17 protein-coding genes and 1 pseudogene are annotated in these 20,031 nt (G+C 70.4%); 9 read left to right on the top strand and 9 right to left on the bottom strand.

Features of this window, described 5'->3' with window-relative positions; genetic code table 11:
* Window positions 1-113: 113 nt before the first annotated feature.
* The 8 genes from ACQF4J_RS01240 to ACQF4J_RS01205 are packed head-to-tail and all read right to left on the bottom strand — an operon-like array spanning window position 114 to window position 7,915.
* Complete coding sequence (locus ACQF4J_RS01240) at window positions 114-1,817, bottom strand: AMP-binding protein (RefSeq protein WP_351573236.1); 1,704 nt, start codon at window positions 1,815-1,817, stop codon at window positions 114-116.
* 5 nt (window positions 1,818-1,822) lie between these two features.
* Window positions 1,823-2,623, bottom strand: a complete 801-nt coding sequence (locus ACQF4J_RS01235) for an enoyl-CoA hydratase/isomerase family protein (protein ID WP_351801634.1) — start codon at window positions 2,621-2,623, stop codon at window positions 1,823-1,825.
* Window positions 2,620-3,363 (bottom strand): SDR family NAD(P)-dependent oxidoreductase, encoded by a 744-nt coding sequence (locus tag ACQF4J_RS01230; RefSeq protein ID WP_351573230.1) that lies wholly within the window; start codon window positions 3,361-3,363, stop codon window positions 2,620-2,622. Before ACQF4J_RS01230 ends, ACQF4J_RS01235 begins: the two co-directional genes overlap by 4 nt.
* Window positions 3,360-3,875 carry an iron-sulfur cluster assembly protein gene (locus ACQF4J_RS01225; RefSeq protein WP_427164227.1) on the bottom strand — a complete coding sequence of 172 codons (516 nt, stop codon included), beginning with the start codon at window positions 3,873-3,875 and terminating at the stop codon, window positions 3,360-3,362. Before ACQF4J_RS01225 ends, ACQF4J_RS01230 begins: the two co-directional genes overlap by 4 nt.
* Window positions 3,872-4,915 carry a Phenylacetic acid catabolic protein gene (locus ACQF4J_RS01220; RefSeq protein WP_427164225.1) on the bottom strand — a complete coding sequence of 348 codons (1,044 nt, stop codon included), beginning with the start codon at window positions 4,913-4,915 and terminating at the stop codon, window positions 3,872-3,874. The genes ACQF4J_RS01225 and ACQF4J_RS01220 overlap by 4 nt, the downstream gene beginning before the upstream one ends.
* The gene (locus ACQF4J_RS01215; RefSeq protein WP_351573221.1) at window positions 4,915-5,802 is read right to left on the bottom strand and encodes a Phenylacetic acid catabolic protein; all 888 of its coding nucleotides are present in this window, start codon (window positions 5,800-5,802) and stop codon (window positions 4,915-4,917) included. Before ACQF4J_RS01215 ends, ACQF4J_RS01220 begins: the two co-directional genes overlap by 1 nt.
* Window positions 5,803-5,852: 50 nt before the next feature.
* Complete coding sequence (locus tag ACQF4J_RS01210; RefSeq protein ID WP_427164224.1) at window positions 5,853-6,845, bottom strand: 3-oxoacyl-ACP synthase III family protein; 993 nt, start codon at window positions 6,843-6,845, stop codon at window positions 5,853-5,855.
* Window positions 6,845-7,915 (bottom strand): ketoacyl-ACP synthase III family protein, encoded by a 1,071-nt coding sequence (locus ACQF4J_RS01205; protein ID WP_351573216.1) that lies wholly within the window; start codon window positions 7,913-7,915, stop codon window positions 6,845-6,847. The genes ACQF4J_RS01210 and ACQF4J_RS01205 overlap by 1 nt, the downstream gene beginning before the upstream one ends.
* A 460-nt stretch (window positions 7,916-8,375) precedes the next feature.
* On the opposite strand from ACQF4J_RS01205, the gene ACQF4J_RS01200 reads away from it, so the two are divergent.
* The 3 genes from ACQF4J_RS01200 to ACQF4J_RS01190 all read left to right on the top strand — a co-directional run bounded on the left by ACQF4J_RS01200 (window position 8,376) and on the right by ACQF4J_RS01190 (window position 13,221).
* Window positions 8,376-9,839, top strand: a complete 1,464-nt coding sequence (locus ACQF4J_RS01200; RefSeq protein WP_351573214.1) for an MFS transporter — start codon at window positions 8,376-8,378, stop codon at window positions 9,837-9,839.
* A 393-nt stretch (window positions 9,840-10,232) separates the two neighbouring features.
* The gene (locus ACQF4J_RS01195; RefSeq protein ID WP_351801624.1) at window positions 10,233-12,131 is read left to right on the top strand and encodes a 2-oxoacid:acceptor oxidoreductase subunit alpha; all 1,899 of its coding nucleotides are present in this window, start codon (window positions 10,233-10,235) and stop codon (window positions 12,129-12,131) included.
* On the top strand, window positions 12,124-13,221 hold the full coding sequence (locus tag ACQF4J_RS01190; protein WP_427164222.1) for a 2-oxoacid:ferredoxin oxidoreductase subunit beta: 1,098 nt from the start codon (window positions 12,124-12,126) through the stop codon (window positions 13,219-13,221). The genes ACQF4J_RS01195 and ACQF4J_RS01190 overlap by 8 nt, the downstream gene beginning before the upstream one ends.
* A 393-nt stretch (window positions 13,222-13,614) precedes the next feature.
* On the opposite strand, the gene ACQF4J_RS01185 is transcribed toward ACQF4J_RS01190, so the two are convergent.
* Window positions 13,615-14,859, bottom strand: a complete 1,245-nt coding sequence (locus ACQF4J_RS01185) for an alpha/beta hydrolase family protein (protein WP_427164221.1) — start codon at window positions 14,857-14,859, stop codon at window positions 13,615-13,617.
* Window positions 14,860-14,935: 76 nt separating this feature from the next.
* On the opposite strand from ACQF4J_RS01185, the gene ACQF4J_RS01180 reads away from it, so the two are divergent.
* From ACQF4J_RS01180 to ACQF4J_RS01155, 6 genes and pseudogenes are all read left to right on the top strand, one after another.
* Complete coding sequence (locus ACQF4J_RS01180) at window positions 14,936-15,343, top strand: hypothetical protein (protein ID WP_427164219.1); 408 nt, start codon at window positions 14,936-14,938, stop codon at window positions 15,341-15,343.
* A gap of 9 nt (window positions 15,344-15,352) precedes the next feature.
* Window positions 15,353-15,571 carry a helix-turn-helix transcriptional regulator gene (locus ACQF4J_RS01175; protein ID WP_351573201.1) on the top strand — a complete coding sequence of 73 codons (219 nt, stop codon included), beginning with the start codon at window positions 15,353-15,355 and terminating at the stop codon, window positions 15,569-15,571.
* 116 nt (window positions 15,572-15,687) lie between these two features.
* A pseudogene (locus tag ACQF4J_RS01170) lies at window positions 15,688-16,369 on the top strand (transposase family protein).
* Between the two features lie 85 nt (window positions 16,370-16,454).
* Entirely contained in the window at window positions 16,455-16,613 is a 159-nt protein-coding gene (locus tag ACQF4J_RS01165; RefSeq protein ID WP_351573198.1) for a hypothetical protein, read from the top strand.
* Between the two features lie 27 nt (window positions 16,614-16,640).
* A complete protein-coding gene (locus ACQF4J_RS01160) occupies window positions 16,641-16,895 on the top strand; it encodes a DUF2461 family protein (protein ID WP_351801728.1) in 255 nt (84 codons plus the stop codon).
* 89 nt (window positions 16,896-16,984) lie between these two features.
* Window positions 16,985-19,894, top strand: a complete 2,910-nt coding sequence (locus tag ACQF4J_RS01155) for an AfsR/SARP family transcriptional regulator (protein ID WP_427164217.1) — start codon at window positions 16,985-16,987, stop codon at window positions 19,892-19,894.
* Window positions 19,895-20,031: the final 137 nt, after the last annotated feature.

The raw sequence follows: 20,031 nt of genomic DNA, 5'->3' as shown, positions 1-20,031 counted from the left end.
GGCCGAGCGGGCTGACGCCCAGGGCATGGCGCAGCCCGCTCACCGATCGGATGAAGTGCGCCTGATGCACGGCGCGAACGGCAGCCCGGCAGCCGCACCGGGGGAGCGGGGCGCTAGCTGGGGAAGTCCTCCTCCCACCACTCCTGCGGCGAGCGCGTGAGCCGCTGCTCCTCGCGCCTGCGCAGCTCGGCTCGCTGTGTCTTGCCGGAGATGGTCTTGGGCAGCTCGGCGAACTCGATCCGGCGTATCCGCTTGTATGGGGCGAGGTGCTCGCGGGCGTGCGCGAGGATCTGCTGCGCGGTCCGCGCCTCCGGCCGGTAGTCGGCGGCGAGTGCGATGTACGCCTTGGGCACGGCCAGGCGCAGCGGCTCGGGCGAAGGCACCACCGCGGCGTCGGCGACGGCCGCGTGCCGCAGCAGCACGCTCTCCAGTTCGAAGGGGGAGATGCGGTAGTCGGACGCCTTGAAGACGTCGTCGCCGCGTCCCAGGTAGCGGAAGAGACCCTCGGCGTCGCGGGTGGCGAAGTCGCCGGTGTGGTAGAGGCCGCCGTGCAGGGCGCGTGCCGTCGCCTCGGGATCGCCGAGGTAGCCGCTCATCAGGCCCAGGGGCCGGCCGGCCAGCGGCAGGCAGATCTCGCCCTCCGCCGAGCCGTCGAGGAGGGGGGCGTTGGTCCGCGCGTCCAGCAGGGCCACGTCGTAGCCCGGCAGCGCCCAGCCCAGCGCGCCCTCCACGGCCGGCATCCCCGGCGGGGTGCCGATCTGGGCGGTCGTCTCGGTCTGCCCGTAACCGTCCCGCACCGTGACGCCCCAGGCGTCGCGGATGCGGTGCACGACCTCCGCGTTGAGCGGTTCCCCGGCGGCGACCGCCTCGCGCAGCCGCATCGGCCACCGGGTCAGGTCCTCCTGGATGAGGCTGCGCCACACGGTGGGCGGCGCGCAGAAGGAGGTCGCCGCGCAACGCGACATCATCTCCAGCAGCGGACGGGCCGCGAACCGGGGCTGGTTGACGACCAGGACCGTCGCCTGCGCGTTCCAGGGGGCGAACAGACAGCTCCAGGCGTGTTTCGCCCACCCGGGCGAGGAGATGTTCAGGTGCACGTCACCGGGGCGCAGACCGAGCCAGTACATGGTCGACAGGTGACCGACCGGATAGCTCAGCCCCGTGTGCCCGACCATTTTGGGGCGGGCCGTGGTGCCCGAGGTGAAGTAGATGAGCGACGGCTCCTCGGGCCGGGGCCGTACCGCCTCCCGCAGCGGTGCGGCGGCGTAGGCCCGCTGGTAGTTTTGCCAGCCCGCCACCCGGTCCCCGACGGAGATGCGCGTCCAACCACCGTGCAGGCCGTCGAGCCTGGGGGTGAGGTCGGACTGCGCGATGACGTGCCGCACCGCGCCGCGCTCCAGCCGTTCGGCCAGGTCGTCGGGGGTCAGCTGGACGGCCGCGGGGATGACCGCGGCGCCCAGCCGGAACGCGGCCAGCACGCACTCCCACAGCTCGACCCGGTTGCCGAGCATGAGCAGGACGCGGTCCCCGCGCCGCACGCCGATCGATCGCAGCCATCCGGCGACCCGCCGGGACCGTTCGGCCAGTTCGGCGAAGCTCAGCGCCGTGTCGGCCAGGACCGCGCCCTGCCGGTCGAGGTCGACCACGCGCAGCGCGGTGGCGTCATTGCCGTCGGAGATGACGTCGAACCAGTCGGCGACCCAGCTGAACGTGTCGCCGAGTGCGGGGCGGGGGAAGGCGCGGGCGCGCGGCAGGTCCCCGTAGGACGACAGCAGGTGGTCGCGGGCGCGCCGGAACGCTTCGGTCGCTTCACGCATGACGGCTACCTCCCGTTGAAGGTCGCGCGGCCGGGCCCGTCGGCGGCGAAGGTCCGCATGCCGGTCAGCCGGTCCTCGGTGGCGAACAGGGCGGAGAACACCGACCGTTCGATGGCCAGTCCGGAGGCCAGGTCGGTCGCCAGACCCTGGTCGACGGCCGTCTTGGCGGCGTGCAGGGCCAGCGCGGGGCCCTTCTCGAAGCGCCGGGCCCAGCGCAGCGCGCTGGGCAGCACCTGGTCGGTCGGCACGACCTGGTCCACCAGGCCCAGTTCCAGGGCCTCGTCCGCACCGACCTGGCGGCCGGTGAAGATGAGTTCCTTGGCCTTGGCCGGCCCGATCAGCCGCGGCAGCCGCTGGGTGCCGCCGGCTCCGGGGATGACGCCGAGCAGAACCTCGGGCAGCCCCAGGCGTGCCTCGGTTCCGCAGATGCGGGCGTCGGCGGTCAGCGCCAGCTCGCAACCGCCGCCGAGGGCGGGCCCGTTGATCGCGGCCACCACCGGCTTGGGGATGGCGGCCACCGCGTCGAAGGCGCCCTGGAGCACCGGCGCGTGGCGCACCATCTCGGCGTGCGTCATCGCGGCCATCTCCTTGATGTCACCGCCGGCCGAGAAGGCCGTGGCGCCGCCGTACACGACCACCGCGCGGACCCGCTCGTCGCCGGCGGCCTGCTCGGCCGCGGCGCGCAGTGCGGACTGTGCCGCACGGTCGAGCACGTTCAGCGGCGGCCGGTCCAGGCGCAGGATGCCCACCGCTCCGTCGAGGTCCAGCCACGCGGAGAGGCGTTCCACCGTGGGTGCGCTCGTCATGACCACAGCAGGCCTCCGTTCACTTCCAGGACGTGGCCGTTGACGTAGCTCGATTCGGGACCGGCCAGGAAGAGGGCCGCGTCGGCGGCCTCGTCGGCGCCGCCGGGCCGGCCGAGCGCCAGCCGGGTCTTGTAGCGCGCCCAGATCTTGTCGTTCTCGGTGAGTTGCTGGCCCATGCCCTCGTCGAGGATGCCGGGAGCCAGGGAGTTCACCAGGATGCCGCGGGGGCCGAGCTCGATGGCGCTGACGCGGGTGAACATCTCCACCGCGGCCTTGGTGGCGCAGTATCCGGCCGCTCCGATGGCGACCCGGGTGGCCATGCTGGAGGACACATTGATGATCCGGGCGGCCTGACTGCGTTCCAGGTAGGGAATCGCCGCCTGGGTGCACACGAACACCCCGGTCAGGTTGGTGGCCACCATGTCCTGCCAGTCGGTGACCGGCAGCCGGTCCACCCGCCCGTCCCGGCTCACACCGGCGTTGGCGACCAGGATGTCCACGCCGCCGAAGCGCTCGGCGGTCTCGGCCATCAGTGCGGCGACCGAGTCGGGACTGGTGACGTCGACCGGGACGTAGGCGCCGCGGCCGGGGGAGAGGTCGAAGACCTCCTTGATGTCGTACGGATTGCGTGCCGCGCAGACCACCTGCGCGCCCTCGAGCAGGTAGCGTTCCGCGATCGCGCGGCCCAGTCCCCGGGAGCCCCCGGTGATCACGGCCGTCTTTCCGGCGAGCCTCATCATGATCCTCCTTGCCTGACGTCGGGTACGGGGAGCACCGCGGAGCAGCCGGCGGTACCGATCACATCGAAGGGCGATCCGCAGCCCCGGCAGTCGTAGGGCACCTTGCAGACCGCGCCGCCGAAGCGGCCTGCCCGTACGACGTCGTCGCCGGCGCAGTAGGGGCATCGGGGCGTGTCGCCCGCCACGCGGTAGCCGGCGGCGTGCAGGGCGTTGTGGCCGGCGCTGGTCACCGCCGTGGGCTGCCACGCGCCGCGCTCCCACACGATCTTGATTCCGTGCCCCGGCGCGGCGTCGGTCAGGGCGGAGCGCACCCGCCGGGCGATCTCGCCGCGGGCCGGGCAGCTGAGCCGGGTGGGGGCGAGGTGGACCACGATCCGGCCGTCGGTCCGGGACACCGAGCGCACCACTCCGAGGTCGCCCAGGTTCACGTCGATCTCCGGATCGCGCACGTCGGCGACGACGCCGGTCAGCGGGTCGGCGGGCGTGGTTGCGGCGGCCGCAGAGGCGCTCACAGGAACACCTCCGGCGCATAGTGCTCGCGGACGAGGCGCCCGCGCGCGAGGCAGTCCGCCAGGACGCTGCCGCCCGTCCCCGCGGCTCGCGGCACCGGCAGGTGCGGCAGGCGTGAGCCGGGGACGCCGCTGTCGGCGATGAGTGCGGCCAGACGCTCGTGCAGGGCACCGGTCCGGGCGTCGTGCGGTCCGGCGCCGAACAGGTCGCCGGCGCAGTGCGTCACGTCGGCGTAGGCCTGCGTGAACTCCTCACAGGTCTCGGGCCAGGCGGCCAGCGCCCGCGCCCACCGCCGCCAGTGGTCCAGGTGGACCCGTTGCTCGTCGCGGATGGCGGCGAACGCCGGCTCGTCGGCGGCACGCTCCTCGGCGAGGATGCTGACGGCCGCGGAGATCACCAGCCCGCAGACCACGGTGGACGGCCAGTCGCCGAGCCGGCCGATGACACGGGAGACCTGCCACTGCTCGTGCGGCCGTTCGAAGAAGCGGGCGTCGGCGGCGGCCTCGTCGAATCCGTGCAGCGACAGGACCGTCTCGGCGTGCGCCAGGGCCTCCTGCCCGATCGAGCCGACCGCCAGCGACTCCTCCAGGTCGATGTAGTCGACGATGCGTTCGCCCAGCCGGTTGCCCAGGACGAACAGGTCGTCGGCGAGAGCCAGCCACAGCCCGGTCCGGGCGTGGTCGGCGGCTTCGCGCGGGTGGCCGTCGTGCTGGGCCTCGGAGTGCTGCTGCGGGGTGGCTGCGGTGTCCGGGGCGGCGGAGCGGTCGCGGCGGCGGGTGGTGGGGAAACCGGGCTGCCGGTGCGGCATCCGGGTCTTGGCGGCGAGCAGGCCGCGGTCGTCGGCGCTGGAGACGATCAGGTCGGTGCGCCGTACCACCCAGAGCCGGAAGAGGTCGTCGCGGCGCCCGTAGGTCTCCTTGGCCAGGTGCCAGGCGGCGTCCTGGCGTGGTGCGACGAGGGAGCCGACGTGGTTGAGCGGCGAGCCGCTGCCGGTCTGTGCGAACACTTCGTAGACGTCGGTGTCGGCGGGAACGTGCGGCATCACGCCACCCCCCGCAGTGCGCGCCGGTATCGCGCGTTGCGGTCCAGGGCGGCGCGCACCCAGTCCAGCCGGCGCTGTGAGGCGGGGCCGCCGCCTGCGATGACCTTCTTCACCTCGGCCCAGTCGGGCATGGCGAACTCCCACGCGCCCGAGGGAAGTTGACGGGCCAGTGCGGGATCCACGTGCACGCCGAGCTTCTCGAAGACCGGGATGATCTTGCTGAGCCAGGCCTGGCGCAGCTCGTCGTTGCCGTCGGGCTTCAGGCCGATCTGGTGCATGCGATTGGCGTGGAGTGTCTCGGTGTCCGGCGGGCCGAGGTAGGCCAGCACCCGCGGCAGCCATATCTCGAAGCCCTCCTGTACGCGGCGGCGCTGGTCGGCGTCTCCGTGCGTCAGCACTTCGTGGGTCAGGTCCAGGGCGTGCTGGTAGTGGAAGGACTCCTCGCGTTCGATCTTGCGCAGCGCCCGGCCGTAGGGCAGGTAGACGCCCTTCATCAGCGACCGGAACTGGAAGATCGCCGCTGAGTTCATCAGGAGGAGCCCCGGGCCGAACTCCTCCCAGGACGCGAAGGAGTAGTGGAAGATGTTGTGCACCTTGGAGCGGCCCTCCAGGTAGTCCACCAGGATCCGCTCGCGTGGCATGCCCAGGTCCTCGGCGACCCGTGCGGCCACGTGCCCGTGGCCCACCTCGTCCTGGACCTTGGCCATCAGCATCTGCCGCCTGGTGTAGCTGGGCGCGCGGTCCAGCCACTCGGCGAACGGCAGCACGCCCACGAGCTCGTTGAGCGCCTGGACGGTGGCGAACCGCCGTGCGCCCTCGCGTACCTCGTCGGGCATCGGGTCCCACAGTTCGTAGCGGCGCAGTTCCTCCGCTGTCGCTGTCGGCATGTCTGGTTCCTTTCGCAGCGCTTGCATGGTTTGCAGCCCTGTCGCGGGGCTCAGTACCAGCGGACGACCACGGCCCCCGCGGTCATGCCGCCGCCCACTCCGGCCAGCACCAGGCGCTCGCCCCGGCGGAACGGCCGCAGCGCGTTCTCCGCGTGCAGGGTGAGCGGGATGGAGGCGGTGGCGGTGTTGCCGAACCGCGGTGCGGTCAGCGGGACCCGGGCGGGGTCGACGCCGAGTTCGCGCGTACACGCCTCGACCAGGCGGGTGTTGGCCTGGTGCAGGATGAAGCGGTCCACGTCCGCCAGCCGGACCCCGGCCGAGTCGAGTGCCTCGCCGATGACCTTGGGCAGCACGCCGAGCGCGTAATCGCGCACCTCGCGGCCCCGCATACGGAACAGGTGCTCGCCGGCCTCCCGGCTGCGGGCGTCCAGCGGCGTACGGGTGCCGCCGGCGGGCACCTCGACCAGTTCGCGGTGTTCGCCGTGGGCGACCAGCCGCCAGCCCAGCACGCCGTACCCGTCGGGGACCGGGCCGAGCACCACCGCGCCGGCCCCGTCGCCGAAGAGGCTGACGGTGCGCCGGTCGGAGCGGTTCATCAGCGAGGAGTACATGTCGGTGCCGACCACCAGGGCGTGATCGCCGCCCTGGCCGGCCAGCCGCGCCGAGAGCATCGAGTCGGCGACCGCGAGCGCGTAGAGGAAGCCGGAGCAGACCGCGTTGACGTCGAACGCAGGGACGTCGGACAGGCCGAGCTTGTTCTGCAGGATCGCGCCGGTGGAGGGCTGCGGCTGGTCCGGCGTCGAGGTGGCCACGACCATCACACCGAGCCGGGCCACCGCCTCCGGCAGGCTGCCCAGCGCCTCGCGCGCGGCGTGCAGCGCCAGGTCGGAGGTGACGGTGCCCGGCTCCCGGTACCTGCGCTCCAGGACGCCGGTCCGCTCGACGATCCAGCTCTCCTGCGCGCCCGTCCACTCGGCGACCTGCGCGTTGTCGATGACCAGCGGCGGCACGTGGCCGCCGAGGCCGAGAAATCCGAAGTTCATCACACGCCCTTCGCCGAAGTCCGGTCGTGCGACGGGCCGTCCGGTACCTGGACGACGGCGCAGGCCCAGGTCCAGGCCGCGCCACCGCTGATCACCAGCGCGACGTCACCCGGTTCGAGCGGCACCCGGTCCCGCATGTCGACGAGGTTGGCGAAGAAGTCGCCGCACCCGAGGTGGCCGGTGGCGGAGCCGAACCGCAGGGCCTCGGCCTTGAGCAGTTCGTCGAGCACCGGGCCGTAGATCGAGTCCAGCAGGCTCGCCCCCAGCCGGGGCAGCGCGATGTACTTGATCCGCGGGTCGTCGGGCTCCAGTCCCGCGTCGTGCAGGCTGTCCGCGATCACCTTGCGGATGTTGCGGCCGGCGATGGTCTCGAACTTCTCCTTGCCGTACGCCGCCATGTAGGACTTCTTGGGAGTGCGCAGGTCGATGAAGCCGTCGTGCCACATGGGAGCGGGGCTGAAGTCGTTGCCGTGCCGCATCATCAGCTCGAACTGGGCGTCGGTCGCGGTGGCCAGGGACAGCAGGGCGTAGTCGTCGCTCTCCGCGTCGCCCCGGTGCACCAGGGCCGCGGTCCCCGCGTCGCCGAAGCCGAGCCCGTAGTCGGAGGTCCAGCGGTCCATGCCGGGAGGGCAGAACCGGTCGCCCGTCGTGACGAGCACGGCACCCAGTCCGGCGTCCGCGTCCAGGTGCATCGCGGCCAGCTGGAGGGCCAGCGAGCCCGCGTTGCAGCCCTGTTGGACGCCGTAGGGGGTGGCGTTTCCGGCGCCCACGGCGTGGGCCACGTAGTGCGGCGGCGACCACATGTCATGGCCCTGGTGGTAGATCCAGGTGTGCAGGACCAGGCCGATGGCGGAGGGGCTCCAGCCCGCCCTGCTCAGTGCGGCGCGGCCGGCCTCCGCCGCCATCTCGGGGGCGGACAGGGTGGCGGAGTGCGGCAGGTGGCTGACGCCGAGCCGCTCCGCGTCCGAGTCGGTCAGCTTGCCGGCCGCCACGGCGTCCTCGACGTTCTCGCGGTCGGGTGGGAACCATGAGGTCACGGTCTTGATCCGCAGATCGTTTCCGAATTTCATGCAGGCTCCTTCGAGAGCTCGGGATCCGTATCGAGTGCGGGTCGCCGGCCGACGAGCGGGGGCCGGGTGGGTGCTCGGCAGTTCGTCCGGCCGGGAAGAGGGGGACGCCGTTCCAGGCGCCGTGCGATACGCAGGTCCTCGACCACCAGGGGTGGTCGTCGGCGCACCGGGCCACCAGTGGCTTCCGGCCCACAATCGCATACCTTCGCAGAGGTATGTAACTGCGACAGGGTGCGTGCACCGTTTCGTGCTGCTGGTGCCGTGGGAAGGCGCCTGCCGCTGTGCAAGTGGCGACGGTCCTCACTTGCACAGGTCGCTCAACTGCGCGGCCCCGGTGTGAAGTTGGCCGATCCCGGCCCCCGCTCCAGATTTACATACCTTCACGAAGGGATTATTCTCGAACGCAGAACCCACCTCGGGCGGCCACCGCCCCGCTCACCCCGAAGGAAGAAGCCACCCCATGGCCACCACAGACTCCCGATCGCCACGGTGGGCCGGGTACACACTCGCCCTGCTGGCGTTCACCCAGTTCATCGTCACCATCGACTACAACATCGTCTACGTGGCGCTGCCGGACATCGGCAGCCAGCTCGGCTTCTCCGCGCAGTCGCTGCAGTGGGTCGTCAGCGCCTACGCGGTCGCGCTCGGCGGACTGCTGCTCTTCGGAGGCCGCGCGGCCGACCGGATCGGCCCGCGACGCATGCTGGTGACCGGACTCGTCATCTACGCGCTCTCCTCCCTCACCGGCGGACTCGCCGAGAACGCCGGACTCCTGGTGGCCGCCCGCGCGCTCCAGGGTGTGGGCGGTGCGCTGCTGACGCCGGCCACGCTGATGCTCATCTTCACGACGTTCGCCCCGGGCCCGGAGCGCAACCGGGCCACATCCGTGTGGGGCGCCGTCGGCAGCGCGGGGCTGGCGGCGGGCTCGCTGTTCGGCGGGGTGCTGACCAGTGCCTTCGGCTGGAGCTGGGTCTTCTTCGTCAACGTCCCGCTCGCGCTGATCGCGGCGTTCGCCGCCACCCGGATCCTGCCGCCCGACCGCCCGCTCGGCACCGGCCGCAGCTTCGACGCCGTCGGTGCCGCGGTCGCCACCGTCGGTTCGACGCTGCTGGTGTTCGGACTGGTCAGCGGTCCGGACAAGGGCTGGGGCTCGCTGGAGGGCCTCGGAGCTCTGGCGGCCGGCGCGCTGCTGCTGGCGGTCTTCGTGCTGATCGAGAAGCGCTCCGCCGACCCCCTGGTGCCCCTGAAGCTGTTCCGCCTGCGGGGCCTGAACGTCCCCATGCTGGCGTTGATCGTCTTCCAGGCCTCTCTGGGCGGTACGTACTACCTGCTCACCACCTACCTGCAGTCCGTGCTGAACTACAGCCCGTTCGCCGCCGGTATCGCCTTCCTGCCGCCCACGGTGATCTGCATGGTGGTGGCGATGAAGCTCAACGCCCGGGTGCTGGGTCTGCTGGGGGTCCGCACGACGCTCTTCCTCGGCACCGTCGGTACCGCAGTCGGACTGGCCGCGATCATCGCCGGCATGTCCACGCACGGCTCCTACTGGGCACTCCTGCCGGGGATCGCGGTCTGGGGCGCCGGCGGCGGCTTCGCCTTCCCGTCGCTCTTCGTCGCGGTGGCGTCCTCGGGAGCCGAACCGGCCCAGCAGGGGGTGGCCTCGGCGCTCGCCTCCACATGCCGTCAGATCGGCGGCGCCCTCGGCCTCGCGGCCCTGGTCGCAGTGGCCAACGCGCACGCCGGCCACAACCCCGACCCGCACGCGCTGGTCGGCGGGCTGCGGATGGCAGGGTGGGTCGCGGCCGTCGGGACACTCGGCGGTGCCTTCATCGGACTCGGCCTGAAGAAGCAGCCCCGGCCGGCCCCCACGCCTGCCACCACCCCGGCGCCGGAAGTCACCGACGCCGCCACGCAGGCCGGCTGACGCCGCCTCAACCCGGCGAGTGACCCCGGGCGCCCGCACCCCGACCGGTAAGGGCGCCCGGAACAGGGGCCCCGCGGCGTTTGCACGACGCGGACAGCCGGGTGGCGTGGACGGCCTACGAGTGCATCACCGGGGGGACTGCGGCCGCCGGCCCCGCTTGCCGACCGGGCGTAGGCCTGGGCGAAGATGCTCTGCGCGGGCGGCCGGACAGGCGGCGCGGGACGGCGTCCCGGACTCGGCCACCCTCTGCACGGCCGGCACAGAGGGAGCCGCTGCCTGCCGCCCCTCGGCCGGGCCCGCGGCAGAATCCCCCTCTCCCACAAGGTTGACGACCGGCGCACGGCATCCTCCGGCACCGCGATCCGTGAGATCAAGGACGACAGGAGCTTTTCGATGCTTGTCCAGACCAGCCCGTCCGCCGATGCCGAGGCATCTGCCGCGAAGGAGGTCCGCCGGCTGGAGCGGGTGGTCATCCGGTTCGCGGGTGACTCCGGCGACGGCATGCAACTGACGGGCGATCGCTTCACGTCGGAGACCGCCTCGTTCGGCAACGACCTCTCCACCCTGCCGAACTTCCCCGCGGAGATCCGGGCGCCGGCAGGAACCCTGCCGGGCGTGTCCTCCTTCCAGCTGCACTTCGCCGATCACGACATCCTCACCCCCGGTGACGCGCCGGACGTCCTGGTGGCGATGAATCCGGCGGCGCTGAAGGCGAACATCGCCGATCTGCCGCGCGGCGCCGAGATCATCGTCAACACCGACGAGTTCACCGAGCGCGCACTGGCCAAGGCCGGGTACACGGCAAGCCCGCTGGCGGACAACTCCCTGGACGGCTACAGCGTGCACCCGGTACCGCTGGGGACCCTGACGGTGGAGGCACTGAAGGAGCACGGACTGTCCCGCAAGGACGCCGACCGGTCCAAGAACATGTTCGCGCTGGGCCTGCTGTCGTGGCTGTACCACCGGCCCACACAAGGCACGGAAGCCTTCCTGCGGCGCAAGTTCGCCAAGAAGCCGGCCATCGCCGAGGCGAACATCGCCGCCTTCCGGGCAGGCTGGAACTTCGGCGAGACGACCGAGGACTTCGCGGTCTCGTACGAAGTGGCTCCAGCCGCGAAGGCGTTCACGCCGGGCACCTACCGTTCCGTCTCCGGCAACCTCGCGCTGTCCTACGGGCTGGTCGCCGCGTCCCGCCAGGCGGACCTGCCGCTGTTCCTCGGCTCGTACCCGATCACCCCGGCCTCGGACATCCTGCACGAGCTGAGCAAGCACAAGAACTTCGGTGTGCGCACCTTCCAGGCCGAAGACGAGATCGCCGGCATCGGCGCTGCCCTGGGCGCGGCCTTCGGCGGTTCGCTGGGCGTGACGACGACCTCGGGTCCGGGGATCGCGCTGAAGTCGGAGACCATCGGCCTGGCGGTCTCGCTGGAGCTGCCGCTGCTGGTGATCGACATACAAAGAGGCGGCCCGTCGACCGGTCTGCCGACCAAGACCGAGCAGGCGGACCTGCTGCAGGCGATGTTCGGCCGCAACGGCGAGGCGCCGGTACCGGTGATCGCCCCGGCCACCCCGTCGGACTGCTTCGACGCGGCGCTGGAGGCGGCCCGGATCGCGCTGACGTACCGCACCCCCGTCCTGCTGCTGTCGGACGGGTACCTGGCCAACGGCTCGGAGCCCTGGCGGATCCCGGACACCGATGAACTGCCCGACCTGCGCGTGCAGTTCGCCTCCGGGCCGAACCACACCCTGGACGACGGCACCGAGGTCTTCTGGCCGTACAAGCGCGACGAGCACACCCTGGCGCGGCCGTGGGCCATCCCCGGCACCCCGGGCCTCGAGCACCGTATCGGCGGCATCGAGAAGCAGGACGGCTCAGGCAACATCTCCTACGACCCGGCCAACCACGACTTCATGGTCCGCACCCGGCAGGCCAAGATCGACGGGATCGACGTACCGGATCTGGACGTGGACGACCCGCACCGGTCCCGCACCCTGGTACTGGGCTGGGGATCGACGTACGGACCGATCACGGCGGCGGTACGACGCCTGCGGGCGGCCGGCGAGTCGATCGCGCAGGCACACCTTCGCCACCTCAACCCCTTCCCGCGCAACCTCGGCGAGATCCTTTCCCGGTACGACCGCGTCGTCGTCCCCGAGATGAACCTCGGACAGCTGGCCACTCTGATCCGCGCGCGATACCTGGTGGACGCCCGTTCCCACAACCAGGTCAACGGCATGCCGTTCAAGGCGGAGCAGCTTGCCACGGTGCTGAAGGAGGCCATCGATGACTGACGCCGCAAACGCAGTGCTGCAACTGGTTCCCAAGGCCGAAACCCGGCAGTCCATGAAGGACTTCAAATCCGATCAGGAGGTCCGCTGGTGCCCCGGCTGCGGTGACTACGCCGTCCTGGCGGCCGTCCAGGGCTTCATGCCCCAGCTCGGCCTGGCCCGCGAGAACATCGTCTTCGTCTCCGGCATCGGCTGCTCGTCCCGCTTCCCGTACTACATGAACACCTACGGGATGCACTCCATCCACGGCCGCGCGCCGGCCATCGCGACAGGCCTGGCGACCTCCCGCCGTGACCTGTCCGTATGGGTGGTCACCGGTGACGGCGACGCCCTGTCGATCGGCGGCAACCACCTGATCCACGCGCTGCGGCGCAACGTCAACCTCAAGATCCTGCTGTTCAACAACCGGATCTACGGCCTGACCAAGGGCCAGTACTCGCCCACCTCCGAAATCGGCAAGGTCACCAAGTCGACGCCGATGGGCTCCCTCGACACCCCCTTCAACCCGATCTCCCTCGCCCTGGGCGCCGAGGCCTCCTTCGTCGCCCGCACCGTCGACTCCGACCGCAAGCACCTCACCGAGGTCCTGCGGCAGGCCGCCGACCACCCCGGCACCGCTCTGGTGGAGATCTACCAGAACTGCAACATCTTCAACGACGGCGCCTTCGAAGTCCTCAAGGACAAGCAGCAGGCCCAGGAGGCCGTCATCCGCCTCGAGCACGGCGAGCCGATCCGCTTCGGCACACCTCTCGCGGACGAGAAGGGCGCCAAGGGCGTCGTGCGGGACCCTGCCACCGGCGACCTGCAGATCGTCGACGTCACCCCGGACAACGAGGCGCGGATCCTCATCCACGATGCCCACGCGGCGTCCCCGGCCACGGCCTTCGCGCTCGCCCGCCTCGCCGACCCGGCCACCTTGCACCACACCCCCATCGGCGTGCTGCGCTCGGTCGACCGCCCGGTCTACGACACCGAGATGGCCGAGCAGCTCGACACCGCTGTCGAGTTGCAGGGCAAGGGCAACCTCGCCACCCTCCTCGCCGGCGGCGACACCTGGACTGTACGGTCGGCTCGGGGCCGCCGCCCGCTATGACAATCCCGCCCGCTATGACAACCCGTCAGAATGCGATGCAGGGCCGGGACATGGGGACCAGCCGGAACCTACTCCGCTCCGGGAGCCCGCTGCCGCTCATGGGTCGAGTGCGCCGAGAGCGATACAGGTTCGGCTGATCAGCCTTCCGTGAACGCGCGACGCGGCCGACGGCGGCCGCGATGCGCCGGCCGCGGAGGAGCCGTCCAAGACGCGCGGGCATGCTGCGGCCGGCTCGCCGTCACGGTGGTCAGCTCAAGCGGCGCCATGGCCGCCGGCCGGGTGTCGGGCCGCCTGCCTCGATGACGGGTGCGGGCCGTCCGAGGTGTCGTCGCTCTGGGCTCGGGACCGCCGCAGGCTTGAAGGGGTGCCCGTGGTGCAGGGATGGCGGGGACCTCACCGGACAAACCTGATCTGTGGGTAGCGGGGTGAGGGGTGCTGGAGCAGGTGGTTGTCGAGGTGGCGTAGATGAAGGTCGAAGAAGGCTCGTACGTAGTCGCGTTGCGTGTGGATGGCGCGGTTCGGGTCGAGGGTGCCGATCGCTTGCGTCACCTGACGAGGCGTCAATCCGAGGGCGGGCGCGGCTTGGGGTAGCAGTGTTTGCAGGTCGGTGAACGAGGTGTGGGTGGAGCCGATGAGGGCCAGTTCGCGTTTCCAGCCGTACTGGCTGGTCCAGAACTGATCCCAGCTGGGATCTTCCGGGCCTGGGCCGGGGTCGCTGCCGAAGAGAAGGAATGGCCGGTCGGTGCCAGCGGTGACGGGTGGCAGGAGGCTGCCGTCCAGGTTGACGCCGGCGCTCAGGCGCCGGTCGGCGCGGGTGGCTGCGGCGGCTGTGGCGCCGCCGAGGGAGTGGCCGAGCATGCCGACGCGGGACAGGTCGAACGCGCCGGCGAGGGTGGGTGGCAGGGGTCGCCGTCCGGCGTCGGTGTTGTCTCCGGCGTTGAGCGCGGTGAGCTGGTCCAGTACGAACCGGGTGTCCGCGGTGCGGACAGCGAGGGCCTTGGCGATCAGGGCATCGTCGATGTCGCCGGTGATGGCGAAGGTTTCCACCCGGCCGCCGGGAAACTCGACTTGGTCGGCGTCGTGGGTGTGGTCGATGGCCACGATCAGGTATCCGTGGCTGGCCAGTTCCTCGATCAGAACAGTGCCGAGGCTGCGGTCGCTGCGCAGGCCCGGTGAGTACAGGACGACCGGTCTCCCGCACCGGCCGCCGTCCACCGGTGCGGCCAGGTGGGCGTGCGTGGTCGGCAGCAGCAGCGCGCTGGACGGGATGCCCTGTTCCCGCTCGAAGACGGTGGCGGCGCCGGGTGACATCCACGGCGCGAGCGGGTGGCGAGGGGCGGCGTGTGCCGGGTACCAGAGCTGGATCATGAGTTCCCGAGCCGTGCGGGAATCCTGCCAGGGGTCGACGCGCGCCCGGTCGACCAGGTGCAACGAGACCGTGCCCAGCGGGTGTGGACCGGTTGGTGCGGGCAGGGTAAGCCGCACCGGAGTCGGCGTGGGGTTGGCGGCGACCGGCGAGCCGTCGGCGGGTCGCGACTGGGCGTATGCCGCGGTGGCTATCGGGACGGAAGCGACGGCTGACGCCATGGCGGTGCCGAGCAGTGCTCGGCGAGTCAGGAGCCGTCTCTCGTTCAGCATAGCCAGAATGTAAGGTGGCCCTTCCGCTGAGTCAAGGACGCTTTACATCATGGAAAGGTTGCTTTACATTTCTCGCATGGCAAAGCAGGAGCAGCAGGACCATGTGACGCGCGCGGCCCGCCGCGCTGTACTCATCGACGGCATACCCGTGTCCGCTTTGGGCGTGATAGCCCTGGCGCTGGGCAGCAATCCCCATCAGAGCACCGCCCAGAAGGCCTGGTGGATCGCGACCACGGCCGTCTTCACCCTCGCGATCGTCTGGGTGCTGCTGCGGGCATTCCGGCGCGCGGACGAATACCTGCGCAGGATTCAGTTGGAGAGCATGGCCATCGCCTTCGCCGCAGTCCTCGTGGGGCTGCAAGTGGCCACCCTGCTCGATGCCGCAGGAATCATCCAGCTCCATCAGCTCGCGCAATTGATCCTCCTCGGCGGCGTGGCCATCTGGCTGACGATCGCGGACTTGCGTACCCGACTGAACCGGTGACGGCACGTTGTGAAGAACCGACTACGCGAACTGCGTGCAGCCCGCCGATGGAGCCAGGCCGACCTGGCCGACCGGTGCCAAGTCTCCCGGCAGGCCATCAACGCCATCGAAACCGAGCGGTACGATCCCAGCCTGCCTCTGGCGTTCACCATCGCCGACGTCTTCGGCCTGACCATCGAGGAAATCTTCTATCCTGACCGGACGGCAACGACGGACACCCCTGCCTGACGTTGAGTCTCTTCCAGCTGACGGGTGGTTGGGCCAGCGGGCCCGGTGTCGGGGTATGAAGAAAGCTCCTGGTGGGCGGGTTCACGACCAAGATCACCAGTCCGTCAGGAGCTCGAGTGCTTGTCTACCCGTCCGCGATTGATCCGTCCTGCCGTACCCTGCAGCGTCTTGCCGGTCTCCTCGCGGATCATTGGCGTCGCATCGGCGCCCGCTGGCGCCGCCTCACCTGTGGTCGGCAGGCTTTGCTCGACCTCGCGCACCTGCGCTGCGGTGACACCTACGCCCGCCTCGCGGCGGGCTTCCGCATGAGCAGGCCATGGCAACGGTCCGCAGGAAAGCGTACGTGATCCTCGACGGCACCTCCTGCTGACCGACCGCATCGCCGCCGACCGCCCCTACTACTCGGGGAAGCAGAAGCACCACGGCATGAACGTGCAGGTCCTCGCGGACCCGGTCGGACGCTTTATCTGGGCATCGGACGCGTTGCCGGGAGCCGCGCACGATCTGGCCGCGGCCCGGACTCATGACATCCCGGCCGCTCTGGCTGCCGACAACGTCAAGTGCTGGGCGGACAAGGCTTTTCAGGGTGCGAGCCCCGCCATCCGCGTCCCGTTCCGGGGCAAGAACCTGCGCGGCTGGCGTCGGCGTCACAGCCGAGGCCATGCCAAGATCCGCAGCCTCGGAGAGCGCGCCATGGCGATCCTGAAGGGCTGGCTGATCCTGCGGAAGCTCCGCTGCAGCACCACCCGGGTCACCGCCGTCGTCCGAGCCGTCGTCGCCTTCGAACTCGCCACCTGATCAAGAGCAGTTACTCCAAGCCAGCTCGACATCTCGCCCGGCCCGGCCCGCCGCTCAGCAACACGAGCCGGCGGACTGGAGACGGATGACGGAGCAGGACGAAGCCCTGCAACTCGCGGTGGCGTTTCCCGCGCAAAGCCAGCGCAATGACGAGCCGTCTCTCGCCATCGACCCGGAGCGCGCCTGTGAGAGCAACGGGGCGACATCTGTCGAGGAACCCGAGCATCTGACGCCTGCCCCGTAACCTCAGTCGCGGGGCAAGGGTTTCGAGATCACCGGGGACCTGCTCAAGCGCGTGCCCCGGGATCACCCCGCCGACCATCATCGAGCCGACATGCTGCGCCACCGATCGCTGCTCGCTGTGCGGCATCACGGCTGTGACGCATGGCTCCAGGCAACGCAGGCGGTCGACCGCGTGCCGGCCACTCATGGGCGACTCCGCCCGCTCCTCAGCTGGCTGACCACCCACGTCACCCCTTGGGCTGACCGGCTCGCTTCAGCCATTTCGGCACCGCCGCTGTTTTGATCTTAGGCCCCTCGCGAGTCACTCTTGGTGTCGTGTGAGTCGGTCGAGCTCAGCCTGAGATCAGGATCCTTCTACCGGGACTTGTGAAAATGAAAGACGACGAGAAACATCACGTGCGGTTTGCGGTCCTGGGATCGGTCAAAGTATGGCGAGGAGGTGCCGAGTTACCCCTGGGACCACCAAAACAGCGCGCTTTACTGGCATTACTTCTGTTACACGCCGGGCAGACCATTGGACTGAGCCAGATCGTCGACGTCCTGTGGCACGGAGATCCGCCGAACAGCGCGGTGAACGTCGTCCACCGTCATATCGGCTCGTTGCGGAAAATGCTGGAGCCCGGACTTCCTCCCCGTACCCCGGGCGACCTCTTGGTGCGCCGTGCCGGTGGGTACGGCATCAATGTCGACCCCGGCACTCTCGACTTGCTGCACTTCCGTGACCTTGTCGCCCGCGCCCGCGATGCCGCCGACGACGGCGAGGCGAGCAGCGCCGTGGAACTTTACGCCGAGGCACTCTCCCTCTGGCGCGGAGAGGCAGCACAGGGAATTCCGCAGGACATCCGGGTGCACCCACTGTTCTCCGCCGTGGACAGCGAACACCTGGCGGCCCTGCGCGAGGGCGCCGACCTGATGCTGACGCTGGGCACGCCCGCCCCGGTTCTGCCCTTGCTGCAGCGGGCGATCGCGCAGTATCCGTTGGACGAGTCGCTGTATGCCCGGCTGATCCAGGCGCTCGCCCAGACGGGCCGTCAAGCGGAAGCGGTCGGGCTGTTTCAGGAGATGCGTCTGCGGTTGAAGAACGAGCTCGGCATCGAGCCGAGCCCGGAACTCCGCGTTGCTCACGCCGGTTTACTGCGCCACTCGAAACGCGCCACAATTCCCCAGGACGGGCGCCACGAGGTCCCCCCGAAGGAGATCTCCGGGCCCCCGATGCCCCAGTCACCGCGTGGGCGGCCGAATGTGTCGAACACGGTTCGCCCCACACAACTTCCTCTGGACTTACGCACCTTCGTCGGCCGCCGAGACGAACTGACCCGGATCATCAGCGCTCTCGAGAAAATAGACGAAGAATCCGGAACCCCTGCGGTGATCAACACCATTGAGGGAATGGCCGGCGTGGGCAAGACGGCCCTCGCAGTGCATATCGCACACCGCCTCGCGCACCGTTTCCCCGACGGCCAGCTCTACGTCAATCTCCGCGGTTTCGACGCGAGCGGGCCCTGCGTAACCGCCGCCGAAGCCCTGCGTTCGTTCCTGACCGCGCTGGGCGTGTCCGCACGGCACCTGCCCGCCGACGTCGACTCCCAGGTTGCCCTCTACCGAAGCATCCTTGCGGACCGTCGGGTTCTGGTCGTTCTCGACAACGCGCGCGACTCGCAGCATGTGCGGCCCCTGTTGCCGGGCAGCTCCACCTGCCTGGTCGTCATCACCAGCCGCACCCAACTGCGTGGCCTCGTCGCCACCCATGGGGCCGCCCCGCTGATCCTCGGGCCACTGAGCGAGGCGGAGTCCCGTGAAGTCCTCGCGCGTCACCTGGGCCAGGAGCGGACCACCGCCGAACCCGAAGCCGTCGACGCGATCGTCGAGTTCTGCCATCGGCTGCCACTCGCTTTGGCGATCATCGCGGCGCGCGCAGCCACCCTGCCCGGCTTCTCCCTCGCGTCCATGGCCGCCGAGCTCCAAGCCGACCACTGCAGCCTCGACGCCTTCGCCGACGAGGACCCCTACACCGACCTGCGCACCGTCTTCTCCTGGTCCCTCGACGGCCTCGGGCGCGAGGCGGCAAGGCTCCTGCGGCTGCTGTCCCTGCACCCCGGACCGGACATGTCCGCCACGGCCGCCGCAAGTCTCGCCGCGCTGCCGGTGCGCCGGACCATGACTCTGTTGGCCAAGCTGGCCGACGCCCACCTGATGATCCGACCGGTGCCGAATCGTTTCGCGTTCCATGACATGCTCAAGATCTACGCGGCCGAGCAGATCCAGGATCACGAGGACGCCGACACGCGCGGGTCGGCCGTGCGGCGCCTGCTCGACCACTATGTTCACGGCGCTCACGCCGCCGCGACCGCGCTGACGCCCCACCGTATCGACGCTGTCCCCGATGACCCCACGGAGCCGGGTGTCCAACTCGAGCCGCTGACGGACCCGGACTCGGCCGCGGCTTGGCTGGAGCGGGAACTGCCCGTGCTGATGTCCACCGTGGGCCAGGCCAAGAGCATGGGCCACCCGGCCCAGGCATGGCTGCTGGCACAGACCCTGGAGCTGTATCTGGACCGCAGGGGCCGCTGGCAGGATCAGATCGACATTCAGTCCATAGCCGTGGAGTCTGCCCTGCTGCTGAAGGACCAGCTCCGTGAGGCACAGGCCCGGCGGTCGCTGGGGTTCGCGTACGGGCGCCTCGCCCAGTACGACCGGGCCCACACCGAGCTCCATGAAGCGATGGCGCTGTTCACCGCACTCGGTGACCCCAACGGCCGGGCCCGCGTGCATCGTTCGCTGGCCTTCCTGGCCAACTGCCGCGACCAACACGACGCGGCCCTGCGCCACTATGCGCAGGCCCTGGACCTGTACCGGTCCGCGGACAACCTCACCGGGCAGGCGCTCGTCCTCAACGAGACGGGATGGACCTACATCCTCCACGGTGCCTACCCGCAGGCCGTTGCCGAGTGCACCCAGGCGGTGGCCCTGCACCAGAAGATCGGCGACACCAACGGCGAGGCCGCGGCCTGGGACAGCCTCGGGTACGCCCGCCATCACGTGGGTCACCACCAAGAAGCCCTCCGTTGCTACGAGCGCGCCCTGAAGCTCTACCAGCGCATGAACGACCACTACCTGGAGGCGGACACGCTCCTGCACATGGGGGACACCCACGAGGCCCGGGGAAGCCGCGCCGCCTCCCTGCCCCTGTGGCGGGAGGCGGTGCGGATCCTCGACGAACTCGGTCATCCCGAGGCCGAACAGGCGCGCGCCCGGCTGAGAGGTGAACCCACGGACGGCTGAGGAGCGGCCTCGCAGATCGCGGCGCCGGACTGCGGGACTGCGGGACTGCGGGACTGCGGGACTGCGGGACTGAGCATGCCAGGATGCCTCTCCCGAGAGCTTGCCTTCCGTTTGCCACCGCTTGCCGAATCCTTGCG

This window comes from Streptomyces sp. C1-1 (assembly GCF_050214755.1).
In the GTDB taxonomy this organism is placed as follows: Bacteria; Actinomycetota; Actinomycetes; order Streptomycetales; family Streptomycetaceae; genus Streptomyces.
Note: the sequence above shows the minus strand (reverse complement) of the source record. Positions and strands in the feature narration are given on the sequence as shown.

Excerpts from the sequence above, each read along its gene's own strand:
- ACQF4J_RS01180 (WP_427164219.1), top strand. The coding sequence starts at position 14,936 with ATGGCAAAGCAGGAGCAGCAGGACCATGTGACGCGCGCGGCCCGCCGC.
- ACQF4J_RS01240 (WP_351573236.1), bottom strand. The coding sequence starts at position 1,817 with ATGCGTGAAGCGACCGAAGCGTTCCGGCGCGCCCGCGACCACCTGCTG.
- ACQF4J_RS01155 (WP_427164217.1), top strand. The coding sequence starts at position 16,985 with ATGAAAGACGACGAGAAACATCACGTGCGGTTTGCGGTCCTGGGATCG.
- ACQF4J_RS01210 (WP_427164224.1), bottom strand. The coding sequence starts at position 6,845 with ATGAACTTCGGATTTCTCGGCCTCGGCGGCCACGTGCCGCCGCTGGTC.
- ACQF4J_RS01220 (WP_427164225.1), bottom strand. The coding sequence starts at position 4,915 with ATGCCGCACGTTCCCGCCGACACCGACGTCTACGAAGTGTTCGCACAG.
- ACQF4J_RS01215 (WP_351573221.1), bottom strand. The coding sequence starts at position 5,802 with ATGCCGACAGCGACAGCGGAGGAACTGCGCCGCTACGAACTGTGGGAC.
- ACQF4J_RS01230 (WP_351573230.1), bottom strand. The coding sequence starts at position 3,363 with ATGATGAGGCTCGCCGGAAAGACGGCCGTGATCACCGGGGGCTCCCGG.
- ACQF4J_RS01185 (WP_427164221.1), bottom strand. The coding sequence starts at position 14,859 with ATGCTGAACGAGAGACGGCTCCTGACTCGCCGAGCACTGCTCGGCACC.
- ACQF4J_RS01235 (WP_351801634.1), bottom strand. The coding sequence starts at position 2,623 with ATGACGAGCGCACCCACGGTGGAACGCCTCTCCGCGTGGCTGGACCTC.
- ACQF4J_RS01195 (WP_351801624.1), top strand. The coding sequence starts at position 10,233 with ATGCTTGTCCAGACCAGCCCGTCCGCCGATGCCGAGGCATCTGCCGCG.
- ACQF4J_RS01190 (WP_427164222.1), top strand. The coding sequence starts at position 12,124 with ATGACTGACGCCGCAAACGCAGTGCTGCAACTGGTTCCCAAGGCCGAA.
- ACQF4J_RS01165 (WP_351573198.1), top strand. The coding sequence starts at position 16,455 with ATGACGGAGCAGGACGAAGCCCTGCAACTCGCGGTGGCGTTTCCCGCG.
- ACQF4J_RS01205 (WP_351573216.1), bottom strand. The coding sequence starts at position 7,915 with ATGAAATTCGGAAACGATCTGCGGATCAAGACCGTGACCTCATGGTTC.
- ACQF4J_RS01200 (WP_351573214.1), top strand. The coding sequence starts at position 8,376 with ATGGCCACCACAGACTCCCGATCGCCACGGTGGGCCGGGTACACACTC.